The organism is Ralstonia sp. NFACC01, assembly GCF_900115545.1.
GTDB lineage: Bacteria > Pseudomonadota > Gammaproteobacteria > Burkholderiales > Burkholderiaceae > Ralstonia > Ralstonia mojiangensis.
Genome location: NZ_FOWV01000005.1, coordinates 137,764 through 160,392 on the forward strand (window position 1 = coordinate 137,764; position 22,629 = coordinate 160,392).

The window sequence follows — 22,629 nt, forward strand, 5'->3', positions numbered from 1 at the left end:
GATGACAACCGCAACCACGCTCTCCGATCTGCGCTGCACGCTTGGCGAAGGCATTGTCTGGGACGACGCCCAGCGCCTGCTCTGGTGGACCGACATCCAGGAATCGCTGCTATGGCAGCATGATCCGGCGACGGGGCAGGAGCGCCAATGGCCGCTGCCGCAACGCGTGGGCTCCTTCGTGCTGACGGACGAACCCGGCGTGCTGATCCTCGGCCTCGCCAAGAACATCGCCCGCTTCGACACGCGCACCAGCGCGCTTACGCTGCTGGCCGACGTCGAGCCCGACAACCCGACCACGCGCGTCAATGATGGCCGTGCAGATCGCTTTGGCAACTACGTCTTCGGCACCATGCATGAAGGTGGCCCGGAACCCACCGGCAGCTTCTATCGCTTCACGCCGATGGGCACGCTGCAACGTCTGGCGCTGCCGCACATCGCCATCGCCAACAGCATCGCCTTCAGCCCCGACGGCGAGACCATGTATTGGTGCGATACCAACAGCCGGCGCATCCACGCATGCGATTACGACGGGCAGACCGGCGCAGTCGCCAATATTCGCGTCTTCGCCGATCTACGTGACCAGGATGCCGATGGCGCGCACAAGGGTTCGCCCGATGGTTCCACCGTCGACGCAGAAGGCTGCCTGTGGAACGCCGAGTGGGGCGGCAACCGCCTGACGCGCTACGCACCGGATGGGCGCGTGCTGGCGCGCATGTCCGTGCCGGCATCGCAGCCCACGTGCCCGGCATTTGGCGGCGAGGCGCTCGACACGCTGTATCTGACGACGGCGCGCGACGGTTTGTCGGCGCACCGCCTGGCAGAAGACGTAAACGCCGGCGCGACGCTGCAGCTTGCCGTACCTAACGTACGAGGACTGCCGGAGGGCCGGTTCGGCCATGCCTACGTTGCGGCTTGAAAACGGCGTGCTACGCGCCGAGGTGCTCCCCGAGGCGGGTGGCGGGTTGCTGCGTTTCGATCTATTGCGCGATGGCGATGTCACAGCCATCTTCCGGCCGGGCGAAGCAGACGCTGCACTGCGCGATCCGAGAACGCTGGCCTGCTATCCGCTGGTGCCATGGTCCAACCGCATCGGCGGCGGGCGCTTCCCGTTCCAGGGGCAGACCATCGAAGTGCCGCGAACGCGTGACGACGAACCGTATCCGCTGCATGGTCATGGCTGGCTGATGCCGTGGCATGCAGTGTCGCAAACAGATGCCTCCGTTGAACTCGCTGCGGTGGTCGAGCAGGGGCGCCCATTCCGCTATCAGGCGGTGCAGCGCTACACGCTGATGAGGAACACGTTGCAGATCGTGCTGACGGTACGCAACGAAGGCGCGCCGCTGCCATTCGGGCTGGGCGTGCATCCGTTCTTTCCGCGCACGCCCGATGTTCGGTTGCGTGCTGGCGCAACGGCCATGTGGCAATCCGCACCGGACTATCTGCCAACGGTCTTGCAGGCGCTCTCTTCGGAGGCAGACTTTCGCGAGCTTCGGATGCTGGAGACCAACGCCGCCATCAATCACAGCTTTGAAGGCTGGGACGGCCGCGCCGAGATCGTCTGGCCCAGCCGCCGCACGTCTGTGCAAATTGCCGCCGACACCTCGCGCTATGTGCTTTACACACCGGTCGCGTACGACTTCTTTTGCTTCGAGCCGGTTGACCACGCGATCAATGCGCACAACCTGCCTGGCTCGTCGTGCGCTCAGCAAGACCACGGCCTGACCATCCTCGGCCCCGGCCAAAGCCTGCAGCGCAGCTATCAATTCACCGTGAATGGTTTTGACGCATGACCGCTTCTCAGACGTCTTTTCCGCCGCGTCTCGCAGGCAAGGTCGCCCTGGTGACGGGCGCCACGCAAGGCATTGGTGGTGCGATTGCCAAGCTGTTCGCGCAGCACGGCGCACGCGTGATCGTCAACGCGCTGGTGCGTGACGAGCGCGCCGAGGCCTTCGCCGCCGAAATTGGCAACAGCGTCGGCAGCGACGGCAACATCCTCCTCGTACAAGCCGACGTGCGCGACCGTGCGCAGATCGACGCGATGGTCGCCGCAGGTGTCGAGCGCTTTGGCGGGATCGACGTGCTGGTCAACAACGCCGGCATCAACGTGTTTGCCGATCCGCTCAAGTTGAGCGAGGACGACTGGGCGCGCTGCCTTTCCGTCGATCTGGAAGGCGCGTGGCACTGCGCGCGTGCCGTGCTGCCGCACATGCTGGCGCGGGGGGCGGGCAGCATCGTCAACATCGCCTCGGTGCATGGGCACAAGATCATTCCGGGCGCGTTTCCGTATCCGGTGGCCAAGCATGGGCTGATCGGGCTCACGCGGGCGCTGGGCATTGAATATGCGGCGCGTGGTGTCCGCGTGAATTCGATTTCGCCGGGACTGATTCTCACGCCGATTGCCGAGGCCGGCTTTGCCGCCGCGCCTGACCCCGAAGCCGAACGCCGCCGCCAGGCCGAGCTGCTGCCGTGCAAGCGCATCGGCGAGCCCGAAGAGGTGGCCTACACCGCGCTGTTCCTCGCCTCCGACGAGGCGCGCTTCATCAACGCGACCGACATCCTGATCGATGGCGGGCGCTCGCAGCTCTATCACGAATGACCTGGACAACCCACCTTCCGCTGATCGCCATCCTGCGCGGCATCCGGCCTGACGAGGTGCTCGCGCACACGCAGGCGCTGGTCGATGCCGGTTTCGACGCCATCGAAATTCCGCTGAACTCGCCCGACTGGGCGCAGAGCGTGCAGCTCGCCGCGCGTGCTTTTGGCGACCGGGCGCTGATTGGTGCGGGCACCGTGCTGCGCCCCGAAGACGTTGACCTGATGGTCGCGGCCGGCGGCAAGCTGGTCGTCACGCCCAACACGCATGCGCCGGTGATTCGCGCCGCTGCCCACGCGGGCCTCGTCACCTGCATTGGCTGCATGACTGCCACCGAAGCGTTTGCCGCGCTCGATGCGGGCGCGCAGGCGCTGAAGATTTTCCCGGCCGGCGCGCTCGGCCCCGGCTACGTGCGCGCGCTCAAGGCCGTGCTGCCCGCCGAGGTGCCGGTGTTTGCCGTCGGCAGCATCACGCCGGAGAACCTCGCCGATTACCTTGCCGCCGGCTGCATCGGCGCAGGCCTCGGCAGCGACTTGTATCGCCCAGGCCAGCCCGTCGAGCGCACCGCCGAACGCGCACGCGCCTTTGTCACCGCCTACCGCACCGCGCAATCCGACCGCACCTGAACGCACCATCGATTCGATCCATGAAAATCACCCGCCTGACCACGTACCGCCTGCCTCCGCGCTGGATGTTCCTGAAAGTCGAGACCGACGAGGGCGTCACCGGCTGGGGCGAACCCGTCATCGAAGGCCGTGCGCGCACGGTGGAGGCGGCGGTGCACGAGCTGTCCGACTACCTCGTCGGCCAAGACCCGAGCCGCATCAACGACCTCTGGCAGACCATGTACCGCGCCGGCTTCTACCGCGGCGGGCCGATCCTGATGAGCGCCATCGCCGGCATCGACCAGGCGTTGTGGGACATCAAGGGCAAGGTGCTGGGCGTGCCGGTATACGAACTGCTCGGCGGCCTCGTGCGCGACAAGATGCGCACCTACAGCTGGGTCGGCGGCGACCGTCCGGCCGACGTAATTGCGGGCATGAAGGCGCTGCAGGCCGGCGGCTTCGATCACTTCAAGCTCAACGGCTGCGAAGAGATGGGCATCATCGACACGTCCCGCGCGGTGGACGCGGCGGTCGCCAAGGTTGCCGAGATTCGCTCGGCGTTCGGCAACACCGTCGAATTCGGGCTCGATTTTCACGGTCGCGTTTCTGCGCCGATGGCCAAGGTGCTGATCAAGGAGCTGGAGCCGTATCGCCCGCTCTTTATCGAGGAACCGGTGCTGGCCGAGCAGGCAGAAACCTACGCCCGCCTAGCCGCCCACACCCATCTGCCCATCGCTGCCGGCGAGCGCATGTTCTCGCGCTTCGATTTCAAGCGCGTGCTGGAAGCGGGTGGGGTATCGATCCTGCAGCCGGACCTGTCCCACGCTGGCGGCATTACTGAATGCGTGAAGATCGCCGCCATGGCCGAGGCCTACGATGTGGCGTTGGCGCCGCATTGCCCCCTGGGCCCCATCGCGCTGGCCTCGTGCCTGCACGTGGATTTCGTCAGCTGGAACGCCACGTTGCAGGAACAGAGCATGGGCATCCATTACAACAAGGGCGCCGAACTGCTCGATTACGTGCGAAACAAGGCCGATTTCGCGCTGGAAGGGGGCTATATCCGCCCGCCGCGCCTGCCCGGCCTGGGCGTGGACATCGACGAGGCGCTGGTCATCGAACGGAGCAAGGAAGCCCCCGACTGGCGCAACCCGGTGTGGCGCCATGCCGACGGTTCCGTCGCGGAGTGGTAAGCCGGGCGGGGGAGGGGACGTCGTAGCACGTTTTACTGACCGCGATCACCCCAGCCGGGTCATTCCCGTCTGGTAAAATCGCGGTTTTCCCGCCTATCTCCTGCCGCAGGTTCGCATGACCGCCCCCGCCCTCCACTCGAATACCACCCAGCCTACCCAGTTGATGGCCAGCGCCATTCGCGTGCTTGCCATGGACGCCGTCCAGCAAGCCAATTCGGGCCACCCCGGCGCGCCGATGGGCATGGCGGATATCGCCGTGGCACTGTGGAGCCGCCACCTGCGCCACAACCCGTTGAACCCGCGCTGGCCGGACCGCGACCGCTTCGTGCTGTCCAACGGCCACGGCTCGATGCTGATCTACGCGCTGCTCCACCTGACCGGCTATGACCTGCCGATGTCGGAGCTGAAGAACTTCCGCCAGCTGCACAGCAAGACCGCCGGCCACCCGGAATACGGCATCACCCCGGGCGTGGAAACCACCACCGGCCCGCTCGGCCAGGGCATCACCAACGCCGTCGGCATGGCCCTTGCTGAGCGTCTGCTGGGCCAGGAATTCAATCGCCCGGGCTTTGACATCGTCAATCATCACACCTACGTCTTCCTGGGCGACGGCTGCCTGATGGAAGGCATCAGCCACGAGGCATGCTCGCTGGCCGGCACGCTCAAGCTGAACAAGCTGATCGCGCTGTGGGACGACAACGGCATCTCGATCGACGGCGACGTTGTCCACTGGTTCAACGACGACACCCCGAAGCGCTTCGAAGCGTACGGCTGGAACGTGATCCGCGCCGTGGATGGCCACAGCGTTGACGCCGTTGACGCCGCCATTGCCGAAGCCAAGAAGTCGGACAAACCGACCCTGATCTGCTGCCGCACGCTCATCGGCAAGGGCGCGCCCAACAAGGAAGGCGGTCACGATGTGCACGGCGCCCCCCTGGGCGGCGTTGAAATCGCTGCCGCGCGCGAAGCGCTGGCCTGGCCGCACGCCCCGTTTGAAGTGCCGCAAGCCGTGTACGACGCGTGGGATGCGAAGGGTCAGGGCCAAGCACTGGAAAAGGCCTGGAACGCGCTGTTCGATGCGTACTCCGAGCGCCACCCGGCCGAAGCCGAGCAATTCGAGCGCCGCATGCGTGGTGAACTGCCGGAAGCCTTCGAAAAGGCCGTCGCCGAGTTCATCGAGAAGTGCGAGCAGAAGGCCGAGACCATTGCCACGCGCAAGGCCAGCCAGAACACGCTCGAAGCCTATGGCCCGGTGCTGGGCGAGTTGCTGGGCGGCTCGGCCGACCTGACCGGCTCGAACCTGACCAACTGGAGCGGCAGCAAAGCCGTGCGTGTGGATGCCTGGGGCAACCACATCAACTACGGCGTGCGCGAGTTCGGTATGAGCGCCATCATGAACGGCATCGCGCTGCACGGCGGCTACATTCCGTACGGCGGCACGTTCCTGACGTTCTCCGACTACAGCCGCAACGCGCTGCGCATGGCCGCGCTGATGAAGATCCGCTCGATCTTCGTCTTCACGCACGATTCCATCGGCCTGGGCGAAGACGGCCCGACGCACCAGTCGATCGAGCACGTTGCCAGCCTGCGCCTGATCCCCAACATGGATGTCTGGCGCACCGCCGACACTACCGAAACCGCCGTCGCATGGGCCGCCGCCATCGAGCGCCAGAACGGCCCGAGCTGCCTGATCTTCAGCCGCCAGAACCTGCCGTTCCAGGCGCGCAATCCGGCCACGCGCGAGGCCATCGCCCGCGGCGGCTACGTGCTCCGCGATGCCGCCAACGGCAAGCCGGACGTGGTCATCATCGCCACCGGCTCCGAAGTCGGCCTGGCGGTCGGTGCAGCAGATCAACTCGCTGCCGAGGGTATCCACGCGCGCGTGGTGTCGGTGCCGGCCACCACCGTGTTCGACAAGCAAGACTCCGCTTACAAGGCCAGCGTGCTGCCATCCGGCGTGCCGCGTATCGCGGTCGAAGCGGGTGTGACCGATTTCTGGTGGAAGTACCAGGTACAAGCCGTGGTCGGTATCGACACGTTCGGTGAATCCGCCCCGGCGGGCGTGCTGTTCAAGCACTTCGGCTTTACCGTCGAGAACGTCGTGAACACCGCCAAGAGCGTCATTGCTTAACTGAATTTGCGTACGCGGCACCCACGAGGTGCCGCGCTGGTTTTTATCGCATCGTCGATTTCTTTTCTGCTATCAGGAGACTGACCATGACCATCAAGATCGGCATCAACGGCTTCGGCCGCATCGGACGCATGGTGTTCCGCGCCGCCGCCGCCAACTTCAAGGACATCGAAGTTGTTGCCATCAACGACCTGCTCGAACCCGACTACCTGGCGTACATGCTGAAGTACGACTCGGTACACGGCCGCTTCGACGGTGAAGTGTCGGTCGACGGCAACACGCTCGTCGTCAACGGCAAGAAGATCCGCCTGACCGCCGTGAAGGATCCGGCTGAGCTGAAGTGGGGCGAAGTCGGCGCCGACGTGGTGATCGAATCGACCGGCATCTTCCTGACCAAGGAAGGCGCGCAGAAGCACATCGACGCGGGCGCCAAGAAGGTGATCATGTCGGCCCCGTCCAAGGACGACACCCCGATGTTCGTGTACGGCGTGAACCACGAAACGTACAAGGGCGAGGCGATCATCTCCAACGCTTCGTGCACGACCAACTGCCTGGCACCCGTTGCCAAGGTGCTGAACGACAAGTGGGGCATCAAGCGCGGCCTGATGACTACCGTGCACGCTGCCACTGCCACGCAGAAGACCGTTGACGGCCCGTCCAACAAGGACTGGCGCGGCGGCCGCGGCATCCTGGAAAACATCATCCCGTCGTCCACCGGCGCCGCCAAGGCCGTCGGCGTGGTGATCCCGCAGCTGAACAAGAAGCTGACCGGCATGTCGTTCCGCGTGCCGACGTCGGACGTGTCGGTCGTTGACCTGACCGTCGAGCTGGAAAGCGCTGCCACGTACGCTGAAATCTGCGCCGAAATGAAGGCACAAAGCGAAGGCGCGCTGAAGGGCGTGCTGGGCTACACCGAAGACAAGGTCGTCGCTACGGATTTCCGCGGCGATGCACGCACCTCGATCTTCGACGCCGAAGCCGGCATCGCACTGGACGGCACGTTTATCAAGGTCGTGAGCTGGTACGACAACGAGTGGGGTTACTCGAACAAGTGCCTGGAAATGGCGCGCGTGGTCGGCAAGTAATCCTGCTTAACGGCCCGAAAGAACGCGCCTTTGGGCGCGTTTTTTCATAGACAGGCGAAGCGGAGGAGTCGTCACGGCCACACGGCGCTTATCGGGGGCCTGCTCGACGTTTGTTACCGACCGGAAAGAAAACGTTTGCGGATGCGCAAATTTTGAATTCGGGCTACAGGAATTCGCTTTGAAAATCGGGTTGCAGTCCGTACACTGAACAATTACTACATTGTGATGTGGCGGGCTTTTACGTCACGTCCGAATGGTTGCCTTTCCAGTTTTCCAACGTGCTCGAGCCAAGGCGTCCCATGGTCAACGTCGATACCAAGCTGCTGGTGATTTTTGTTGAGCTGCTCAGCAAGCGCAACGCCACCTACGTGGCTGAAAAGATGCACATGACCGCACCGGCTGTCTCGCATTCGCTGGGCCGCTTGCGCGAAATTTTCGACGATCCTCTCTTTATCCGTGTCCCGCACGGCCTGACGCCGACGCCCAAGGCGCTCGAACTGGGTCCCAAAGTGCGTGAGATGCTCGACCTGTGGGCCGCCATCAACGAGGGTGATATCGCCACGTTTGACCCGGCCGAAGCCACCGGCACGTTCAACGTCAGCTTTGCCGGCACGTTGGGGGATGCGCTGTTCGATCGCTTCCTGCTGCGCATCAAGCGTCTGGCGCCGGCGTTGCAGGTGCGCCTGACTGAGTCGTCTTCGTGGGAAGCCGATGTGGCGGCCATGCGTGCGAACGAGCTGGACCTAGCGTTCTCGCCGTTCCCCACGCGCCACCCCGAGATCATGGAAGAGGTCGTGACCTCCTTCAACATGTGGGTCTGCGCGCGCAAGGACCACCCGATCCTCGGGGATCGCTGCACGCTCGAGCAATACCTCGACTGCGAGCATATCTTCATCGCGCAGGGCAGCCCCGGCAGCCGCGTTGCGCCGTCGCTCATCCCGCTGGACTACGCTTTGCAGCAGCGCGGCCTCAAGCGCAACTCGACCATGACCGTGCATAGCTGGCGCACGCAGGGCGAAGTGGCCGCCCAGACCGACATGATCTTCACGGTCAACTCGCTGATGAAAGACATGGTCTGCAAGATGTACGACCTCAACGCGTTCCCGCTGCCGACCGAGCTGGAAACCGTGCTGGGCCTGAACATGCTGTGGCACCGCAGCCGCAATACGCACCCGATGCTGGTGTGGGCGCGTCAGCTCTTCAAGCAGGTCGTGGCTGAGTACACGGGGCAGGCGTCGGGTGCGCCGGCGCACTCGCCCGTGCAGGCCAATGAACATGGCAAGACCGAGAAGGGCGGCCAGGGCGACGCAGAAAAGGAGGACGAGACGCGGCTGTCCGCTTGACATCCGCCCTCTCGCCGCTCCAATGAAAAACGGCCGCACACGATGCGGCCGTTTCCTTTTAGCGACGACGCTTCAGCGCTTTGGCCGATGCGGGCAGGCTTCCTTCGTGCAATTGCCATAGAGCGACAGCGCGTGCTCCTGCAGCGCAAAGCCGCGCGCACGTGCAATGCTTTGCTGGCGCTGTTCGATCTCGGCATCGAAAAATTCTTCCACGCGGCCGCAATCGAGGCACACCAGGTGATCGTGGTGCTTGCCTTCGTTGAGTTCGTAGATGGCCTTGCCGGATTCGAAGTTGTTGCGTGACAGCAGCCCCGCCTGTTCGAACTGCGTCAGCACGCGATAGACGGTGGCCAGGCCAATGTCCATGTGCTCGGCGAGCAGGATGCGGTACACGTCTTCGGCGCTCATGTGGCGCTCTTCGCTGGTCTGAAAGATCTCGAGGATCTTCAACCGCGGCACCGTGGCTTTCAGACCGATGTTCTTGAGGTCTGCAGGACTCGGCATGCGCCAGGCTCCCTAGAGTACAATGTTCGGATATTCCAATCATAAGGGTTTTGGCGGCAAAAGTCCTATTGACGGGCCTGCACGATGTGCCTGGGCCGTCGCCGATTCCTCCCGTACCGGTATGTCCGGAACCGTTTGAAGGCCGATCGCTCATGACCTTTTCTTTTGCGCGCAGTCCTGTCCGTTTTGCCCACGTCGCCCGTCGCGGCGGCCTGTTGGTGGGTGCCATGCTCGCCGCGTCGGCGTTGCTGGCCGGATGCGGCACCTATGACAGCACCACGCGCAAGATCGCCAATGCCATCACGCCGTATCGCATCGATATTGTGCAAGGCAATTTCGTCTCGCGCGAGCAAGCAGCGCAGCTCAAGGAAGGCATGACGCGCGACCAGGTGCGCTTCGTACTCGGCACGCCGCTGTTGACGGATATGTTCCATGCCAACCGCTGGGATTACATCTTCTCGTTCAAGCGTGGCAACACGGCCGTTGTGCAGGAACGCAAGCTGACCGTGTGGTTTGACGGCGATCGTCTCTCCAAGTGGGTGGGCGCTGATGAGCTGCCGTCCGAATCGGAGCTGATCTCCGAGATCGATGGCATCAAGCGCCCGAAGAAGGATGCCGCGCAAGCTGCCGCCGCTGCGGGCGCCGCTCCGGCAGCGCGCGCACCGTCGATTCCGTCGGCTGAAGTCACTGACCGCGTGCAGTCGACCACCGGTTCCAAAAACAACGTTGACGTGACGCTGCCGGAGCGCCGCACTGGCGGTGGTGGTACTGACACCAGCGTTCCGCCGCCGGCCACCCAATCGCAGTGAACGCCGTTAAGCGCGCATAGCCAGCGCGCCGGCATCACGACTTCGAGCGAGCGGCGGACGGGTTCCGCCGCTTGTGCGTTTTACAGACCGTTTTTCTTTTGCAGCTTTTCGCTTCCACCGACATGAAAATTGCGATTGCAGGCGCCTCGGGCCGCATGGGCCAGATGCTGATCGACACCGTACTACGCACGCCGGGCGTGACACTGGGCGCCGCGCTGGACCGCGCTGGCAGCGATGCCGTGGGACAGGACGCCGGCGCCAAGCTTGGCAAGACCACGGGCGTGATTGTGACCAACGACGTGCGTGCGGGGCTCTCGCAGGCCGACGTGTTGATCGATTTCACGCGTCCTGACGCGACGCTCAATCACCTGAATGTGGCGCGTGAACTGGGCACTGCCGTCGTGATCGGTACGACCGGTTTCACGGCAGAGCAGAAGGCCAGCTTCAAGACCTACGGTGAGTCGATCGGCGTGGTCTGGGCCCCGAACATGAGCGTGGGCGTGAATGCGACCTTCAAACTGATCGAAGTCGCCGCGAAGATCCTGGCGCAGGGCTACGACGTCGAGATCATCGAGGCGCACCACAAGCACAAGATTGACGCGCCGTCGGGCACCGCGCTCAAGATGGGCGAGATCGTAGCCGAGGCACAGGGCACCAAACTGGCCGATCGCGCGGTCTATGCCCGCGAAGGCGAGACCGGCCCGCGGGAGCTGGGCACCATCGGTTTTGCCACGGTGCGCGGCGGCGACATCGTAGGCGACCACACCGTGCTGTTTGCCGGTGACGGCGAGCGCATCGAGATCACGCATCGCTCCAACACGCGCCAGTCGTATGCCGAAGGTGCCGTACGCGCAGCGGTGTATGTGGCCGGCAAGAAAGGTTTGTACGACATGAACGACGTGCTCGGCTTGTAATCAGGCGGGTAGGAAAAGGCGCCGGCAAGCCCGTCCGGCGCCTTTTTTTCACTGCTCGCGATCGCCCGGATGGGGCGGGTGGCGACGGTATAATCGGGCCTTTTCCGTTATTCAATCCGGCTGCGCGCGTTGGTGGCGCGGCTGCAATCGCCCGGGGCACCCGGACGACCCATCACCATGCAAGACAAATACTCCCCGTCTGAAGTCGAACAGCAAGCGCAGCAACATTGGCAGGCCCTGGATGCCTACCGCGTGACCGAACACGCGCGCGCTGCTGACGGCTCGGACAAGCCCAAGTTCTACGCGTGCTCAATGCTGCCGTATCCGTCGGGCAAGCTGCATATGGGCCACGTGCGCAACTACACGATCAATGACGTGATGACGCGTCAGCTGCGCATGAAGGGGTACAACGTGCTGATGCCGATGGGCTGGGACGCCTTCGGCATGCCGGCGGAAAACGCCGCGCTCAACAACGGCGTGGCACCGGCTGCATGGACCTACGACAACATCGCTTACATGAAGAAGCAGATGCAGTCGATGGGTCTGGCGATCGACTGGTCGCGCGAAGTGGCGACGTGCAGCCCGGACTATTACCGCTGGAACCAGTGGCTGTTCCTGAAGATGCTCGAAAAGGGCATCGCCTACCGCAAGACCGGCACCGTCAACTGGGACCCGGTGGACCAGACCGTACTCGCCAACGAGCAGGTGATCGATGGGCGCGGCTGGCGCTCGGGCGCGATCGTGGAAAAGCGCGAGATCCCGATGTACTACCTGGGCATCACCAAGTATGCGCAGGAGCTGCTCTCCGACCTTGATCCGCTGGGCTGGCCGGAGCGTGTCAAGCTCATGCAGCAGAACTGGATCGGCAAGAGCGAGGGTGTGCGTTTTGCATTCCCGCACAACATTTCCGGTGACGACGGCAAGCTGATCAACGACGGCAAGCTGTACGTCTTCACAACGCGTGCCGACACCATCATGGGCGTGACCTTCTGCGCCGTGGCCGCTGAACACCCCATCGCTACGCACGCCGCTCAGACGAACCCGGCACTTGCGGCCTTCATCGAAGAGTGCAAGCACGGTAGCGTCATGGAAGCCGACATGGCCACCATGGAAAAGAAGGGCATGCCGACTGGACTGACCGTCACGCACCCGCTCACGGGCGAATCCGTGCCGGTGTGGGTCGGCAACTACGTGCTGATGACCTACGGCGACGGCGCCGTGATGGGCGTGCCCGCGCACGACGAGCGCGACTTCGCCTTCGCCAACAAGTACAGGCTGCCCATCAAGCAAGTCATCGACGTGAAGGGGCAGTCGTACGACACGACCACCTGGGCCGATTGGTACGGCGACAAGGAACACGGCGTGCTGTTCCACAGCGGCAAGTACGACGGCCTGAATTATCAACAGGCTGTCGACGCCGTGGCTGCCGATCTGGCCGCACAAGGCCTGGGCGAGAAGAAGACCACCTGGCGCCTGCGCGACTGGGGCATCTCGCGTCAGCGCTACTGGGGCACGCCGATCCCGCTGATCCATTGCGAGAGCTGCGGCGTCGTGCCGGTGCCCGAACAGGATCTGCCGGTGCGCCTGCCCGAAGACCTCGTTCCGGATGGCACGGGCAACCCGCTGAACAAGGACCCGCGTTTCCTGGAATGCACGTGCCCGTCGTGCGGCAAGCCTGCGCGCCGCGAGACCGACACGATGGATACGTTCATCGATTCGTGCTGGTACTACATGCGCTATACGTGCCCGGACGGCGACACCATGGTCGACGCCCGCAACGATTACTGGATGCCGATGGATCAGTACATCGGCGGCATCGAGCACGCGATCCTGCACCTGCTGTACGCGCGCTTCTGGACCAAGGTCATGCGTGACCTGGGGCTGGTCAAGTTCGACGAGCCGTTCACCAACCTGCTCACGCAGGGCATGGTGCTCAACGAGACGTACTACCGCGAAGATGCCTCGGGCAAGAAGCAGTGGATCAACCCGGCCGATGTTGACGTGCAGACCGACGAGCGCGGTCGCCCGGTGGGAGCCACGCTCAAGGCCGACGGCCAGCCGGTGGTGATCGGCGGTGTGGAGAAGATGTCGAAGTCGAAGAACAACGGCATCGACCCGCAAGCGCTGATCGACCAATACGGTGCCGACACGGCGCGCCTGTTCACGATGTTCGCAGCGCCGCCCGAGCAACAGCTCGAGTGGAACGATGCCGGTGTGGAAGGCGCCTCGCGCTTCCTGCGCCGTCTGTGGAACTTTGGCGTGGCGCACGCTGATGCAATTCGCGCTGGTCACGGTAATGGCGTCGTGGCGGGTGCAACGGATGCCGATCGCGCGCTGCGCCGTGAGCTGTACACCGTGCTCAAGCAGGCCAACTACGACTACGAGCGTCTGCAGTACAACACCGTCGTCTCGGCGACGATGAAGATGCTCAACGCGCTGGAAGGCGCCAAGGACGCGGGTGCCGATGCGCGCCGCGAAGGCCTGGGGCTGCTGCTGCGCGTGCTGTATCCGGTGGTGCCGCACATCACCCACGTGCTGTGGACGGAACTGGGCTACGCCGGCGCGTATGGCGACTTGCTCGACGCCCCGTGGCCGCAGGTCGACGAAGGCGCGCTGGTGCAGAGCGAGATCGAACTCGTGCTGCAGGTCAACGGCAAGGTACGCGGCAGCATCATCGTCCCGGCCGATGCCGACCGTGCCGCCATCGAAGCGATTGCCGCCAAGGACGAAGCGGTTCAGAAATTTGCTGAAGGCAAGCCGCCCAAGAAGATCATCGTGGTGCCGGGCCGTCTGGTGAACGTGGTGGCCTGACCGGGCCATCCCACTCAAGGAACGCATGGTTATGTCGTTGTCCCGAGGTTTGTCCCGCCGCCGCTTTGGTCGCTCTGTCCTTGCCCTGGCGATCGCGCTGCCGACGCTGTCCGCCTGCGGCTTCCATATGCGGGGCAATACCGACTTCGCGTTCAAGCGGCTGTACATCAACCTGCCGCAGAACTCGCAGATGCGCGCGCAGTTGCGGCGGCTGATCGACAACGGCTCCGACACCGTTATCGTGTCGGATAAGAAAGACGCCGATGCGCTGCTCGACGTGCTGGCCGAAGACCGCGTGAAGACCATCTCGTCGCTCACGCCGCAAGGTGTGGTGCGCGAATACCGCATCACGTATCGCTTCCGCTTCCAGCTGCGCGATGCGCACGACAACCTGCTGATCCCCCCGTCGGAAATCACGCAGTTCCGCGATCTCTCGTATAACGAGACGCAGGTGCTCGCCAAGGACTACGAAGAAGCGGCGCTCTACCGCGACATGCAGGGCGATACGATTAATCAGCTCGTGCGGCGCCTCGGTGCCGTGAAGCTGCCGTCATAAGCGGCCGGCTGGTCATGCAACTGCGGCTCGACGCGCTCGAAGGGCACCTCAAGCAGGCCGGCGCCAAAGGTCTGGCGTCGCTGTATGTGGTGCACGGGGATGAGCACCTGCTCGCACTGGAAGCGGTCGATGCGCTGCGCCAAGCCGCACGCGCGCAGGGCTTTACCGAGCGCGAGGTGATGAGCGTCGAGCGCGGTTTTTCGTGGTCGCGCGTGACCGAGGCGCAGCAGTCGATGTCGCTGTTCGGGGATCGCAAGATCGTCGAGCTGCGCATTCCATCCGGTAAGCCCGGCAAGGATGGCGGTGAGGCATTGCGCGCATTGGCTGCAGGCACGCCGTCGGGCCCCGCCACCGATACCCTCACGCTGATCACGCTGCCGCGTTTGGACTTTGCGACCGCCAAGTCGGCGTGGTTTGCCGCGCTGGAAGGCGCCGGCGTGTCGATCAAGATCGATTCGGTAGACCGTACCAAGCTGCCCGGCTGGATTGGCGAGCGCCTCGCGCGCCAGCAGCAGCGTGTGGAGCCCGGTGAGCCTGGTCGACGCGCCCTGCAGTTCATTGCCGACCGTGTGGAAGGCAATCTGTTGGCCGCGCATCAGGAAATCCAGAAGCTTGGTCTGCTGCATCCTCCGGGCGTGCTGATGTTCGACGATGTGCACGATGCGGTGCTCAACGTGGCGCGCTACGACGTGTTCAAGCTGTCCGAAGCCATGCTGGCTGGAGATGTGCCGCGTCTGGTGCGCATGCTCGAAGGCTTGCGCGGCGAGGGCGAGGCCACGGTCCTGGTCCTCTGGACGTTGACCGAAGAAATTCGCGTATTATCAAAAATCGCCTCGGGCGCAGCCCAAGGCAAGCCGGTGGCGTCCATGCTGCGAGAACTGCGGGTGTGGGGGCCACGCGAGCGGCTGGTGCCGCAGGCGGCGCAGCGGCTGTCACAGCGCGAGCTGGAGGGTGCGCTCTCCATGGCCGCCAAGCTGGATCGGCAGGTCAAGGGGTTGCGCGAACCATCGCTGCCGGCCGAGCCATGGGATGGCCTGCTGCAACTGGCGATGCGCATCGCGCGGCCGGGCAGCCTCCTAGTGCCGGCCTGATCCGCCTATCGGCGCAAGCCTCCGAATTGTCCTCACACTGAATTTGCCGGCAGCTCGCCGGTCGCGATCATCATGAAGCAGCTCGACGTGAACGAATACATGGCCCTGGTCGGCCGTCAGGCGCGCACCGCCTCGCGCGGCATGGCACGTGCCGGCACAGCGCAAAAGAACCGCGCGCTGTTGCATATTGCGGCCGCCATCCGTCGCGATGCTGCCAAGCTCAAAGAAATCAACGCCCGAGACGTCGAGCGTGCCCGCGCCAACGGCCAGGATGCTGCCTTCATCGACCGCCTGACGCTCACCGACCGTGCCATCGATACCATGGCCACTGGCCTGGAGCAGATCGCCGCGCTGCCGGACCCCATTGGCGAGATCAGCAACATGAAGTTTCGTCCGACCGGCATCCAGGTCGGCCAGATGCGCGTGCCGCTTGGCGTGATCGGCATCATCTATGAGTCGCGTCCGAACGTGACGGTGGATGCCGCGGCACTGTGCATCAAGTCAGGTAACGCGACCATTTTGCGCGGCGGCTCCGAGGCGATCGAATCGAATGGCGCGCTGGCGGCGCTCATCGAGGAAGGGCTGGCCGATGCCGGTTTGCCTGCCAACGCCGTGCAGGTGGTGGCCACCACAGACCGCGCGGCGGTCGGCAAGCTCATCACCATGACGGAGTATGTCGATGTGATTGTGCCGCGCGGTGGCAAGAGCCTGATCGCGCGCCTGATCGAAGAAGCCCGGGTGCCGATGATCAAGCACCTGGACGGCATCTGCCACGTCTACATTGACGCCGATGCGGACATCGAAAAGGCCGTGCGCGTGTGCGACAACGCCAAGACGCAGCGCTATGCGCCGTGCAACACGATGGAGACGCTGCTCGTGTCGCGCGATGTGGCTGCGCGGGTGTTGCCGCCGCTGGCGAAGATCTACCAGGACAAGGGCGTCGAACTGCGCGTGTGCCCAGCCACGCGCGCCACGCTGGAAGCCGTCGGCTTCGGCAATCTGAAGGACGCCATCGAGGCCGACTGGCACACCGAATACCTTGCGCCGATCCTGTCGATCCGCACCGTTGACGGCCTGGACGCCGCCATCGAGCACATCAACACCTACGGCTCCGCACACACCGATTCCATCATCACCGAGAACTATTCGACCGGCATGCGCTTCCTGCGCGAGGTCGATTCGGCCAGCGTGATGATCAACGCGTCCACGCGATTTGCCGATGGCTTCGAGTACGGCCTGGGCGCCGAGATCGGCATCTCAAACGACAAGCTCCACGCGCGTGGACCGGTCGGGTTGGAGGGGCTGACCTCGTTGAAGTACGTCGTGTTCGGGCACGGCGAGATCCGCTCCTGATATCGCTTGTTGCACGTTGAGCGCCACCGCGAGCGGCGCGCGATGTGTTTACCGTTCGCGCTTCACCATTCACGGGACTGTTCGCATGCTCTGGGTCAAAGCCTTTCACATCGTCTTCATTGCGTCGTGGTTTGCCGGGCTGTTCTATCTGCCGCGCATTTTCGTCAACCTGGCGATGGAAACCGAGCGAGCGGCCATCACGCGCCTGCTGATCATGGCGCGCAAGCTGTTCCGCTTCACGACCATGCTGGCGATTGTCGCGATCCTGCTTGGGCTGTGGCTGTTCCTGGGATATCGCATCGGACTGTATCCGCCTAATGGCTGGATGCACGCGAAGCTCGCACTGGTGCTCGTGACGATCGGATATCACCACGGTTGTGGCGTGCTACTGCGCAAGTTCGAGGCGGGCGCCAATAAGCGCTCCCACAAGTTCTACCGCTGGTTCAATGAACTGCCGGTGCTGTTGTTGCTGGCGATTACGATCCTGGTGGTCGTCAAGCCGTTCTGAGATCCCTGCAAAATGATTCTGACGGCCCAACCCCTCCTTGCCGTACGACTTGTACTGTCTGCGTCGGCGTTGAACCGTCAGAACCGCATCGCTTCATTTTGCAGCGATCTCTAACTATTTTGTTTTCCGATGGCAACTGCTTACTTCGCGCCATGCCCCCGTGGGCTAGAACAGGCGCTGGCCGATGAACTGGCCGAAATCGCCATCCGCCCCGAGGTGGATGAGCTGGCGGCGTTCGAGGTGGGCCGCACCGTGCCGGGTGGTGTGCACTTCTTCGGCACGCAGGGTGCGGCGTATGCCGTCAACCTGCACAGCCGCATCGCCAGCCGTGTGCTGATGCGCCTGGCTTCGCGCGGGTATCGCTCGGAAGACGACATCTACGCGCTGGCCGCCGCGCAGCGATGGGAGGATTACTTCACGCCCGACGAGATGATTCGTGTGGACGTGACGGCGCACAAATCGCCGTTGCAGAGCTTGAAGTTTGTCGGCTTGCGCGTGAAGGACGGGGTGTGTGACCGCTTCCGCCAACGCATGGGCGCGCGGCCCAGCGTCGATACGGTCTCCCCCGACGTGCGTATCTACGCGTACCTGACCGAGACCGACTGCACGATCTACCTCGACACCACCGGCGAGCCGCTCTTCAAGCGCGGCTGGCGCCAGGAAAAGGGCGAGGCACCGCTGAAGGAAAACCTCGCCGCGGGCATCTTGCGCCTGACGGGCTGGACGGGTGCTCACGGCATGCCGTTCTACGATCCGATGTGCGGCAGCGGCACGTTCCTCGTGGAAGCAGCGCAACGTGCGCTTGGCATTGCACCGGGTGGGCAACGCGCCTTCGCTTGCGAGTGGTTGCAGGACCACGACGCTAAATGCTTCAAGCGCCTGCGCGAAGCCGCTGCCGACGCGGCTGCCGCATCCATGCGCCGTACGCCGCCGCTGGTGGCCGGCGCCGATATTTCCACCGACATGCTCGCCTATGCCGCCGCCAACTGGCAGCGTGCCGGCCTGCCGGGCGAGCCGGTGCTCAAGCAAGTCGATGCGCGTTTCGGCAAGCCGCCGTTCGAGACTGCCGGTGTGTTGCTGATGAATCCACCTTACGGCGAGCGTATTGTCGTGCGTGGTGCACACGGTTCGCGCCGCCGCCGGCCGGAAGGTGAGGGCGACGAGGATGGCACCGTGTTCGAGCGCGCCAGCCGCGCAATGGGCGCCCCGCGCGATGATGGTCGCCGTCCGATGCGCGAGCTGCGCCAGCCGGAGCCGCCACCGCCGCTCGACCCCGAGGAAGAGGCCGCTGCCAACGAATTTGCGCAAGCCTTTGCCGGTACGCTCAAGCGCGAATTTGCCGGATGGAAGGCGTTCGTCTTCACAGGCGATCTGTCGATGCCGCGTCGGATGCGGCTGAAGGAATCGCAGCGCACGCCGCTCTACAACGGCAACATCGAATGCCGTCTGTTCCGCTTCGATATGGTGAAGGGCGGCATGCGCGATCGGCCCGAGCGGACCGCGCAGGGCGATGCTTCAAACGACAACGCCGACGCATAAGCATCGGCGTTGTATGACAACTGCGGGCTCCTTTCAGGCGGCCTGCAGATCCTGGAAATGTTCCATCCACGCCGCGAGTTGATCCGGCGTGAGCTGCGTCTGGTTGTCGAGCAGGCGCAGCTTGACCGTCGCACCATCGCGCTCGGCCGTGAGCGACCAACCCTTGCCGTCGAGCCACAGCAGGAACGCCAGCCACTTGGCGTGCGATTCCGACACCTTGTGCGTGGACGCCGCCTCCAGGAATTCCGTCAGCGCGGTGAGATCCACTACCGCCGCCGCATCGCTGCCTGACGGCGACACCTTGCCGTCAAGCACCTCGGCCAGCACTTCCAACGCCTGCGCCGCGGGCTTGCTGTCAAAGCGCGATGACAAGTCCACATATGCCTGCCGCACTGCGTGGCTGAACTCACCGGTACGCAGGCTTTCTTCGCCGACCAGCTCGGTGTAATCCTTCATCGCCCAGTCGGGCTGTGCCAGCGATTGCAGGCCCACGGCGGCGGCGGCACGCAGGTAATCGTTGACGGCGCTGAACGACGACAGCCCCGACACCGCGAGGTACAGCGTCTGCAGCGCACCGATGCGATGTGTAAGCGTCTGGCTTTGGCGCACGGTCATCTTCTCGCGCAGCAGCGCGTCACGTTCGCGACGCAGATCGGAGAATTCCAATGCCTGCTTCAGTTCCACGCGCAGCGCGGTGATGTCCCACGGTTTCTTGATGTAGCGGTGAATCTGCCCCTGGTTGACGGCCTCCACCGTGTCTTCGATTTCGGAGTAGGCGGTCGTCAGGATGCGCACGAGGTGCGGATAGCGCTCGCGTGCGTAGCGCAGCAACTCGTTGCCGAGTTCACCGGGCATGCGCTGGTCCGACACGAGCACGCCGAGCGTGGCGGCGTGCTCGTCGAGCATGCGCTTGCCTTCTTCGACCGAGGTGGCGGTGACGACCGGCGCCAGTGAACCGATGGCACGGCCGAAGTAAGTCAGCGCCAATGTCTCGTCGTCCACATACAGGATCTTGGGCGGGTTAGTAGGCGTGTGGCCCCCGGGATTGGTCATCCGTCACTCCTCATAGCAATTGCAGCCGATACGGCAAACGCGCGGATCACGTACGGCCTGGTTCGTAAGTCTTGTGGTCTTGTCATGGGAACGTGAGAGTCACGCGCGTGCCTGCGCTGGGTGCGGAATCAATCGCAATCGCTCCCCCGAACGATTGCATGATCCGCGTACAAAAAATCATGCCCATGCCGTTGCCGCCTTCTTCGGCGCGCGTCGTCACGGGGTCGATGGTCAGCCGCGCGAGAACGTCGCGCGCGATACCGGGGCCGTTATCCTCGATGCGGATCATGTGCTGTGTAGTTCCGGCGTCCGGCACACGGCTGGCAACAATTTCAAGCTTCGGTGCATTGGTGTGCCGCAGCGCCTGCAACGCGTTGCTCGTGAGCGACGAGAGCACGAGCATCACGCAGTTGGGCAGCGTCTGGATCGGAAAATCGTCTTCCACGCGGTACGACACCCATTCGCGCTGCGCGTTCGTGAACGGGTATGTGTCAAACAACGAGCGGATCAGCCCACCCGCGCTGTTGGGCGTAGCTGCTGTGCCGGGCTTGCCATACGTGTTGCGCACCGAATTCAGAAACGTGGCGATCACCGAGAGGCAGTAGCGCGCGTTGTCCTGCACGCGATCGGCGGCGCGGCCGATTTCGGGAAGGGCCCCGGGCGTGGGATCGGTCTGGTCTATGCGCATGCGGATGCCGCGTGCAAAGTTCGAGATGGCGGCCAATGGCGTGTTCAGCTCGTGCGCAAGAAAAGCCAGCGTTTCGTCGATTGCCATGAGGCGCTGGGTACGCAAGAGGCGATCCTGGCGCAGTGCCAGTGCCTCCTGCAGCGAGCGCCGCACGTCTTCGGGCTGATAGGGCTTCTCCAGGATCTTGAACACGCGCCCGGTGTTCACGGCCTGAATCAACAAATCCTTGTCGGCATACGCGGTGACGAGGATGGTGGCGATGTCGCCGTATTCCGCATCGATGAAGCGCAGCAGTTCAGTGCCGTCGCCGCCCGGCATGCGGAAGTCCGTCAGGACCACGCTGATGCGTTCGTGCGAATCGTGCAGCACGGTTTTGGCCTCTTCGACGCTGTTGGCCGTCAGCACCTCGTAGCCGGTGCCGATCGTGCGCGCAAACCATTTGCAGGCTTGCGCTTCGTCGTCGACGTAGAGGATGGTGACGGTGTCCGGCGTGGTGTCCATGATGCGTCTACTCCGAGCGCGGCAGATCGAACGTGAAGCGCGCCCATTCGCCTTCCTGGCTCGTCACGGCCAGGGTGCCGCCGTGACGCTGGATGACGCTGTAGCTGATCGATAGGCCGAGGCCCAGGCCTTTGCCGACATCGCGCGTGGTGAAGAACGGCTCGAACACGCGTGACAGGTTCTTCTCAGAGATGCCCGGGCCGTTGTCGGTCACCACCACATGCAGGCGGTTGTCGATCCACTCGCCGGCAATCTCGATGCGCGGGTTCTCGCGCTGCACCTTTTGCATGGCAAGCGCTGCGTTCGATAGCAGGTTGATAAGCACGCCGATGATGGCCGCCTCGTCGCCGCGCACGAGCGTGTCCGGCGGAAGTTTGCGTTCGAGGGTCACGCCGCGTAGCTCATGGCTGGTCAGGCGGATCGCCGAGTCGATGGCTTTCTCCACCAGGAATGGCGCATCGGCCTCGCCCTTCTCTGGGCTGCGATAAGCGAAGGTCTTCAGGTCGGACACGATGTGCTGCACGCGCTGCATGCCTTCCTTGGCATCGGTCAGGCATTCGAGCAGCATCGGGCTGCCCTTGGCGGTCGGGTCTTCCTGCGCCACGGCAATCGCCATCAGGCAGAAGTTGACCGGGTTGTTGATCTCATGCAGCAGGCCCGCAGACAGCGTACCGATGGCGGCCATCTTTTCCTGTTGCAGAAGCTGGCCCTTGATGTCGGTGAGGTTCTGATTGGTCTGCGCCAACTGCGCGTTCTTCTGCGCCACTTCTTCCTTGAGCCGGAAGAGCTGGAAGCGCCCGCGTTCGTTGAAGTACGTGTAGAGCGTGCTCGTCGCAATGGAGAACAGGATAAACATCGAATGCACGATGAATATCTCGCGCGACTGGATGCCGCCCGGATGCAGCGTGCACGCGATCACCCAGAAGATGTACGTGCAGGTGCCGAACAGCACGGCCTGCAGGAAGCCGATCGGCATCACCATGCCCACCGCGTAGATTGCCAGGTTCAGCCCCGAGTAATACGGTGAACTGGCGCCCTCGGTGTCGTAGATCATCCACGAGATCATGATCTGAGGACAGATCAGCCAGAAGAACGTCAGGCTCTGCACATGCTCTTCGCCCCAGCGCGTATACAGCACCAGCAGTGCGCCCAGCATGATGAGCGAGGTGATGACCCGCAGCGAAGCGAACAGCCAGAGCCTGTCCACATACATGCCGTAGTCCAGCCCGACGCCTGCCAGCACCAGAACGATGCCCGTAACGGCTGCCATGCGGCTGAAGACGAGCCGGAACTGCTTCAGCTCGGCCTGGTATCCGCGATGTGTAATGGGCTCCATGCGTGTTCCTGGGCAGCGG

General features: G+C 63.8%; 20 protein-coding genes. 16 read left to right on the top strand and 4 right to left on the bottom strand.

Features of this window, described 5'->3' with window-relative positions:
* Position 1 precedes the first annotated feature (1 nt).
* The 8 genes from BM136_RS14120 to BM136_RS14155 all read left to right on the top strand — a co-directional run bounded on the left by BM136_RS14120 (position 2) and on the right by BM136_RS14155 (position 8,947).
* Entirely contained in the window at positions 2 to 916 is a 915-nt protein-coding gene (locus BM136_RS14120; RefSeq protein ID WP_092972433.1) for an SMP-30/gluconolactonase/LRE family protein, read from the top strand.
* Positions 897 to 1,790 carry an aldose 1-epimerase gene (locus tag BM136_RS14125; protein ID WP_092972434.1) on the top strand — a complete coding sequence of 298 codons (894 nt, stop codon included), beginning with the start codon at positions 897 to 899 and terminating at the stop codon, positions 1,788 to 1,790. Before BM136_RS14120 ends, BM136_RS14125 begins: the two co-directional genes overlap by 20 nt.
* On the top strand, positions 1,787 to 2,596 hold the full coding sequence (locus tag BM136_RS14130; RefSeq protein ID WP_092972435.1) for an SDR family oxidoreductase: 810 nt from the start codon (positions 1,787 to 1,789) through the stop codon (positions 2,594 to 2,596). Before BM136_RS14125 ends, BM136_RS14130 begins: the two co-directional genes overlap by 4 nt.
* Positions 2,593 to 3,219: a 2-dehydro-3-deoxy-6-phosphogalactonate aldolase gene (locus BM136_RS14135; RefSeq protein ID WP_092972436.1), complete on the top strand. Its 627-nt coding sequence runs from the start codon at positions 2,593 to 2,595 to the stop codon at positions 3,217 to 3,219. The genes BM136_RS14130 and BM136_RS14135 overlap by 4 nt, the downstream gene beginning before the upstream one ends.
* Positions 3,220 to 3,239: 20 nt before the next feature.
* Entirely contained in the window at positions 3,240 to 4,388 is a 1,149-nt protein-coding gene (dgoD, locus tag BM136_RS14140; RefSeq protein ID WP_092972437.1) for a galactonate dehydratase, read from the top strand.
* Positions 4,389 to 4,503: 115 nt separating this feature from the next.
* Positions 4,504 to 6,519 carry a transketolase gene (gene tkt, locus BM136_RS14145; RefSeq protein WP_092972438.1) on the top strand — a complete coding sequence of 672 codons (2,016 nt, stop codon included), beginning with the start codon at positions 4,504 to 4,506 and terminating at the stop codon, positions 6,517 to 6,519.
* An 86-nt stretch (positions 6,520 to 6,605) separates the two neighbouring features.
* Positions 6,606 to 7,604: a type I glyceraldehyde-3-phosphate dehydrogenase gene (gene gap, locus BM136_RS14150; protein ID WP_092972439.1), complete on the top strand. Its 999-nt coding sequence runs from the start codon at positions 6,606 to 6,608 to the stop codon at positions 7,602 to 7,604.
* A gap of 299 nt (positions 7,605 to 7,903) precedes the next feature.
* Positions 7,904 to 8,947, top strand: coding sequence for a LysR family transcriptional regulator (locus tag BM136_RS14155; RefSeq protein WP_092972440.1), 1,044 nt, complete (start codon positions 7,904 to 7,906; stop codon positions 8,945 to 8,947).
* A gap of 72 nt (positions 8,948 to 9,019) precedes the next feature.
* On the opposite strand, the gene fur is transcribed toward BM136_RS14155, so the two are convergent.
* The gene (fur, locus tag BM136_RS14160) at positions 9,020 to 9,451 is read right to left on the bottom strand and encodes a ferric iron uptake transcriptional regulator (protein ID WP_004632868.1); all 432 of its coding nucleotides are present in this window, start codon (positions 9,449 to 9,451) and stop codon (positions 9,020 to 9,022) included.
* 152 nt (positions 9,452 to 9,603) lie between these two features.
* Here fur and BM136_RS14165 point away from each other — a divergent pair, with 152 nt between their 5' ends.
* The 8 genes from BM136_RS14165 to BM136_RS14200 all read left to right on the top strand — a co-directional run bounded on the left by BM136_RS14165 (position 9,604) and on the right by BM136_RS14200 (position 19,032).
* Positions 9,604 to 10,260, top strand: coding sequence for an outer membrane protein assembly factor BamE (locus BM136_RS14165; protein ID WP_092972441.1), 657 nt, complete (start codon positions 9,604 to 9,606; stop codon positions 10,258 to 10,260).
* A gap of 122 nt (positions 10,261 to 10,382) precedes the next feature.
* On the top strand, positions 10,383 to 11,174 hold the full coding sequence (gene dapB, locus BM136_RS14170) for a 4-hydroxy-tetrahydrodipicolinate reductase (RefSeq protein WP_092972442.1): 792 nt from the start codon (positions 10,383 to 10,385) through the stop codon (positions 11,172 to 11,174).
* Positions 11,175 to 11,351: 177 nt separating this feature from the next.
* Complete coding sequence (gene leuS / locus BM136_RS14175) at positions 11,352 to 13,985, top strand: leucine--tRNA ligase (RefSeq protein WP_092972443.1); 2,634 nt, start codon at positions 11,352 to 11,354, stop codon at positions 13,983 to 13,985.
* 31 nt (positions 13,986 to 14,016) lie between these two features.
* Positions 14,017 to 14,541 (top strand): LPS-assembly lipoprotein LptE, encoded by a 525-nt coding sequence (lptE, locus tag BM136_RS14180; protein ID WP_092972444.1) that lies wholly within the window; start codon positions 14,017 to 14,019, stop codon positions 14,539 to 14,541.
* Between the two features lie 14 nt (positions 14,542 to 14,555).
* Positions 14,556 to 15,632: a DNA polymerase III subunit delta gene (gene holA / locus BM136_RS14185; RefSeq protein WP_092972445.1), complete on the top strand. Its 1,077-nt coding sequence runs from the start codon at positions 14,556 to 14,558 to the stop codon at positions 15,630 to 15,632.
* 72 nt (positions 15,633 to 15,704) lie between these two features.
* Positions 15,705 to 16,985 (top strand): glutamate-5-semialdehyde dehydrogenase, encoded by a 1,281-nt coding sequence (locus BM136_RS14190; protein ID WP_092972446.1) that lies wholly within the window; start codon positions 15,705 to 15,707, stop codon positions 16,983 to 16,985.
* A gap of 85 nt (positions 16,986 to 17,070) precedes the next feature.
* Complete coding sequence (locus BM136_RS14195) at positions 17,071 to 17,493, top strand: CopD family protein (RefSeq protein ID WP_027680553.1); 423 nt, start codon at positions 17,071 to 17,073, stop codon at positions 17,491 to 17,493.
* 129 nt (positions 17,494 to 17,622) lie between these two features.
* A complete protein-coding gene (locus BM136_RS14200) occupies positions 17,623 to 19,032 on the top strand; it encodes a THUMP domain-containing class I SAM-dependent RNA methyltransferase (protein WP_092972447.1) in 1,410 nt (469 codons plus the stop codon).
* A 33-nt stretch (positions 19,033 to 19,065) separates the two neighbouring features.
* On the opposite strand, the gene BM136_RS14205 is transcribed toward BM136_RS14200, so the two are convergent.
* The 3 genes from BM136_RS14205 to BM136_RS14215 all read right to left on the bottom strand — a co-directional run bounded on the left by BM136_RS14205 (position 19,066) and on the right by BM136_RS14215 (position 22,610).
* Complete coding sequence (locus BM136_RS14205; RefSeq protein ID WP_092972448.1) at positions 19,066 to 20,085, bottom strand: response regulator; 1,020 nt, start codon at positions 20,083 to 20,085, stop codon at positions 19,066 to 19,068.
* Positions 20,086 to 20,167: 82 nt separating this feature from the next.
* Complete coding sequence (phcR, locus tag BM136_RS14210; RefSeq protein ID WP_092972449.1) at positions 20,168 to 21,274, bottom strand: two-component system hybrid sensor histidine kinase/response regulator PhcR; 1,107 nt, start codon at positions 21,272 to 21,274, stop codon at positions 20,168 to 20,170.
* Between the two features lie 7 nt (positions 21,275 to 21,281).
* Positions 21,282 to 22,610, bottom strand: a complete 1,329-nt coding sequence (locus BM136_RS14215) for a sensor histidine kinase (protein WP_092972450.1) — start codon at positions 22,608 to 22,610, stop codon at positions 21,282 to 21,284.
* Positions 22,611 to 22,629 lie beyond the last annotated feature (19 nt).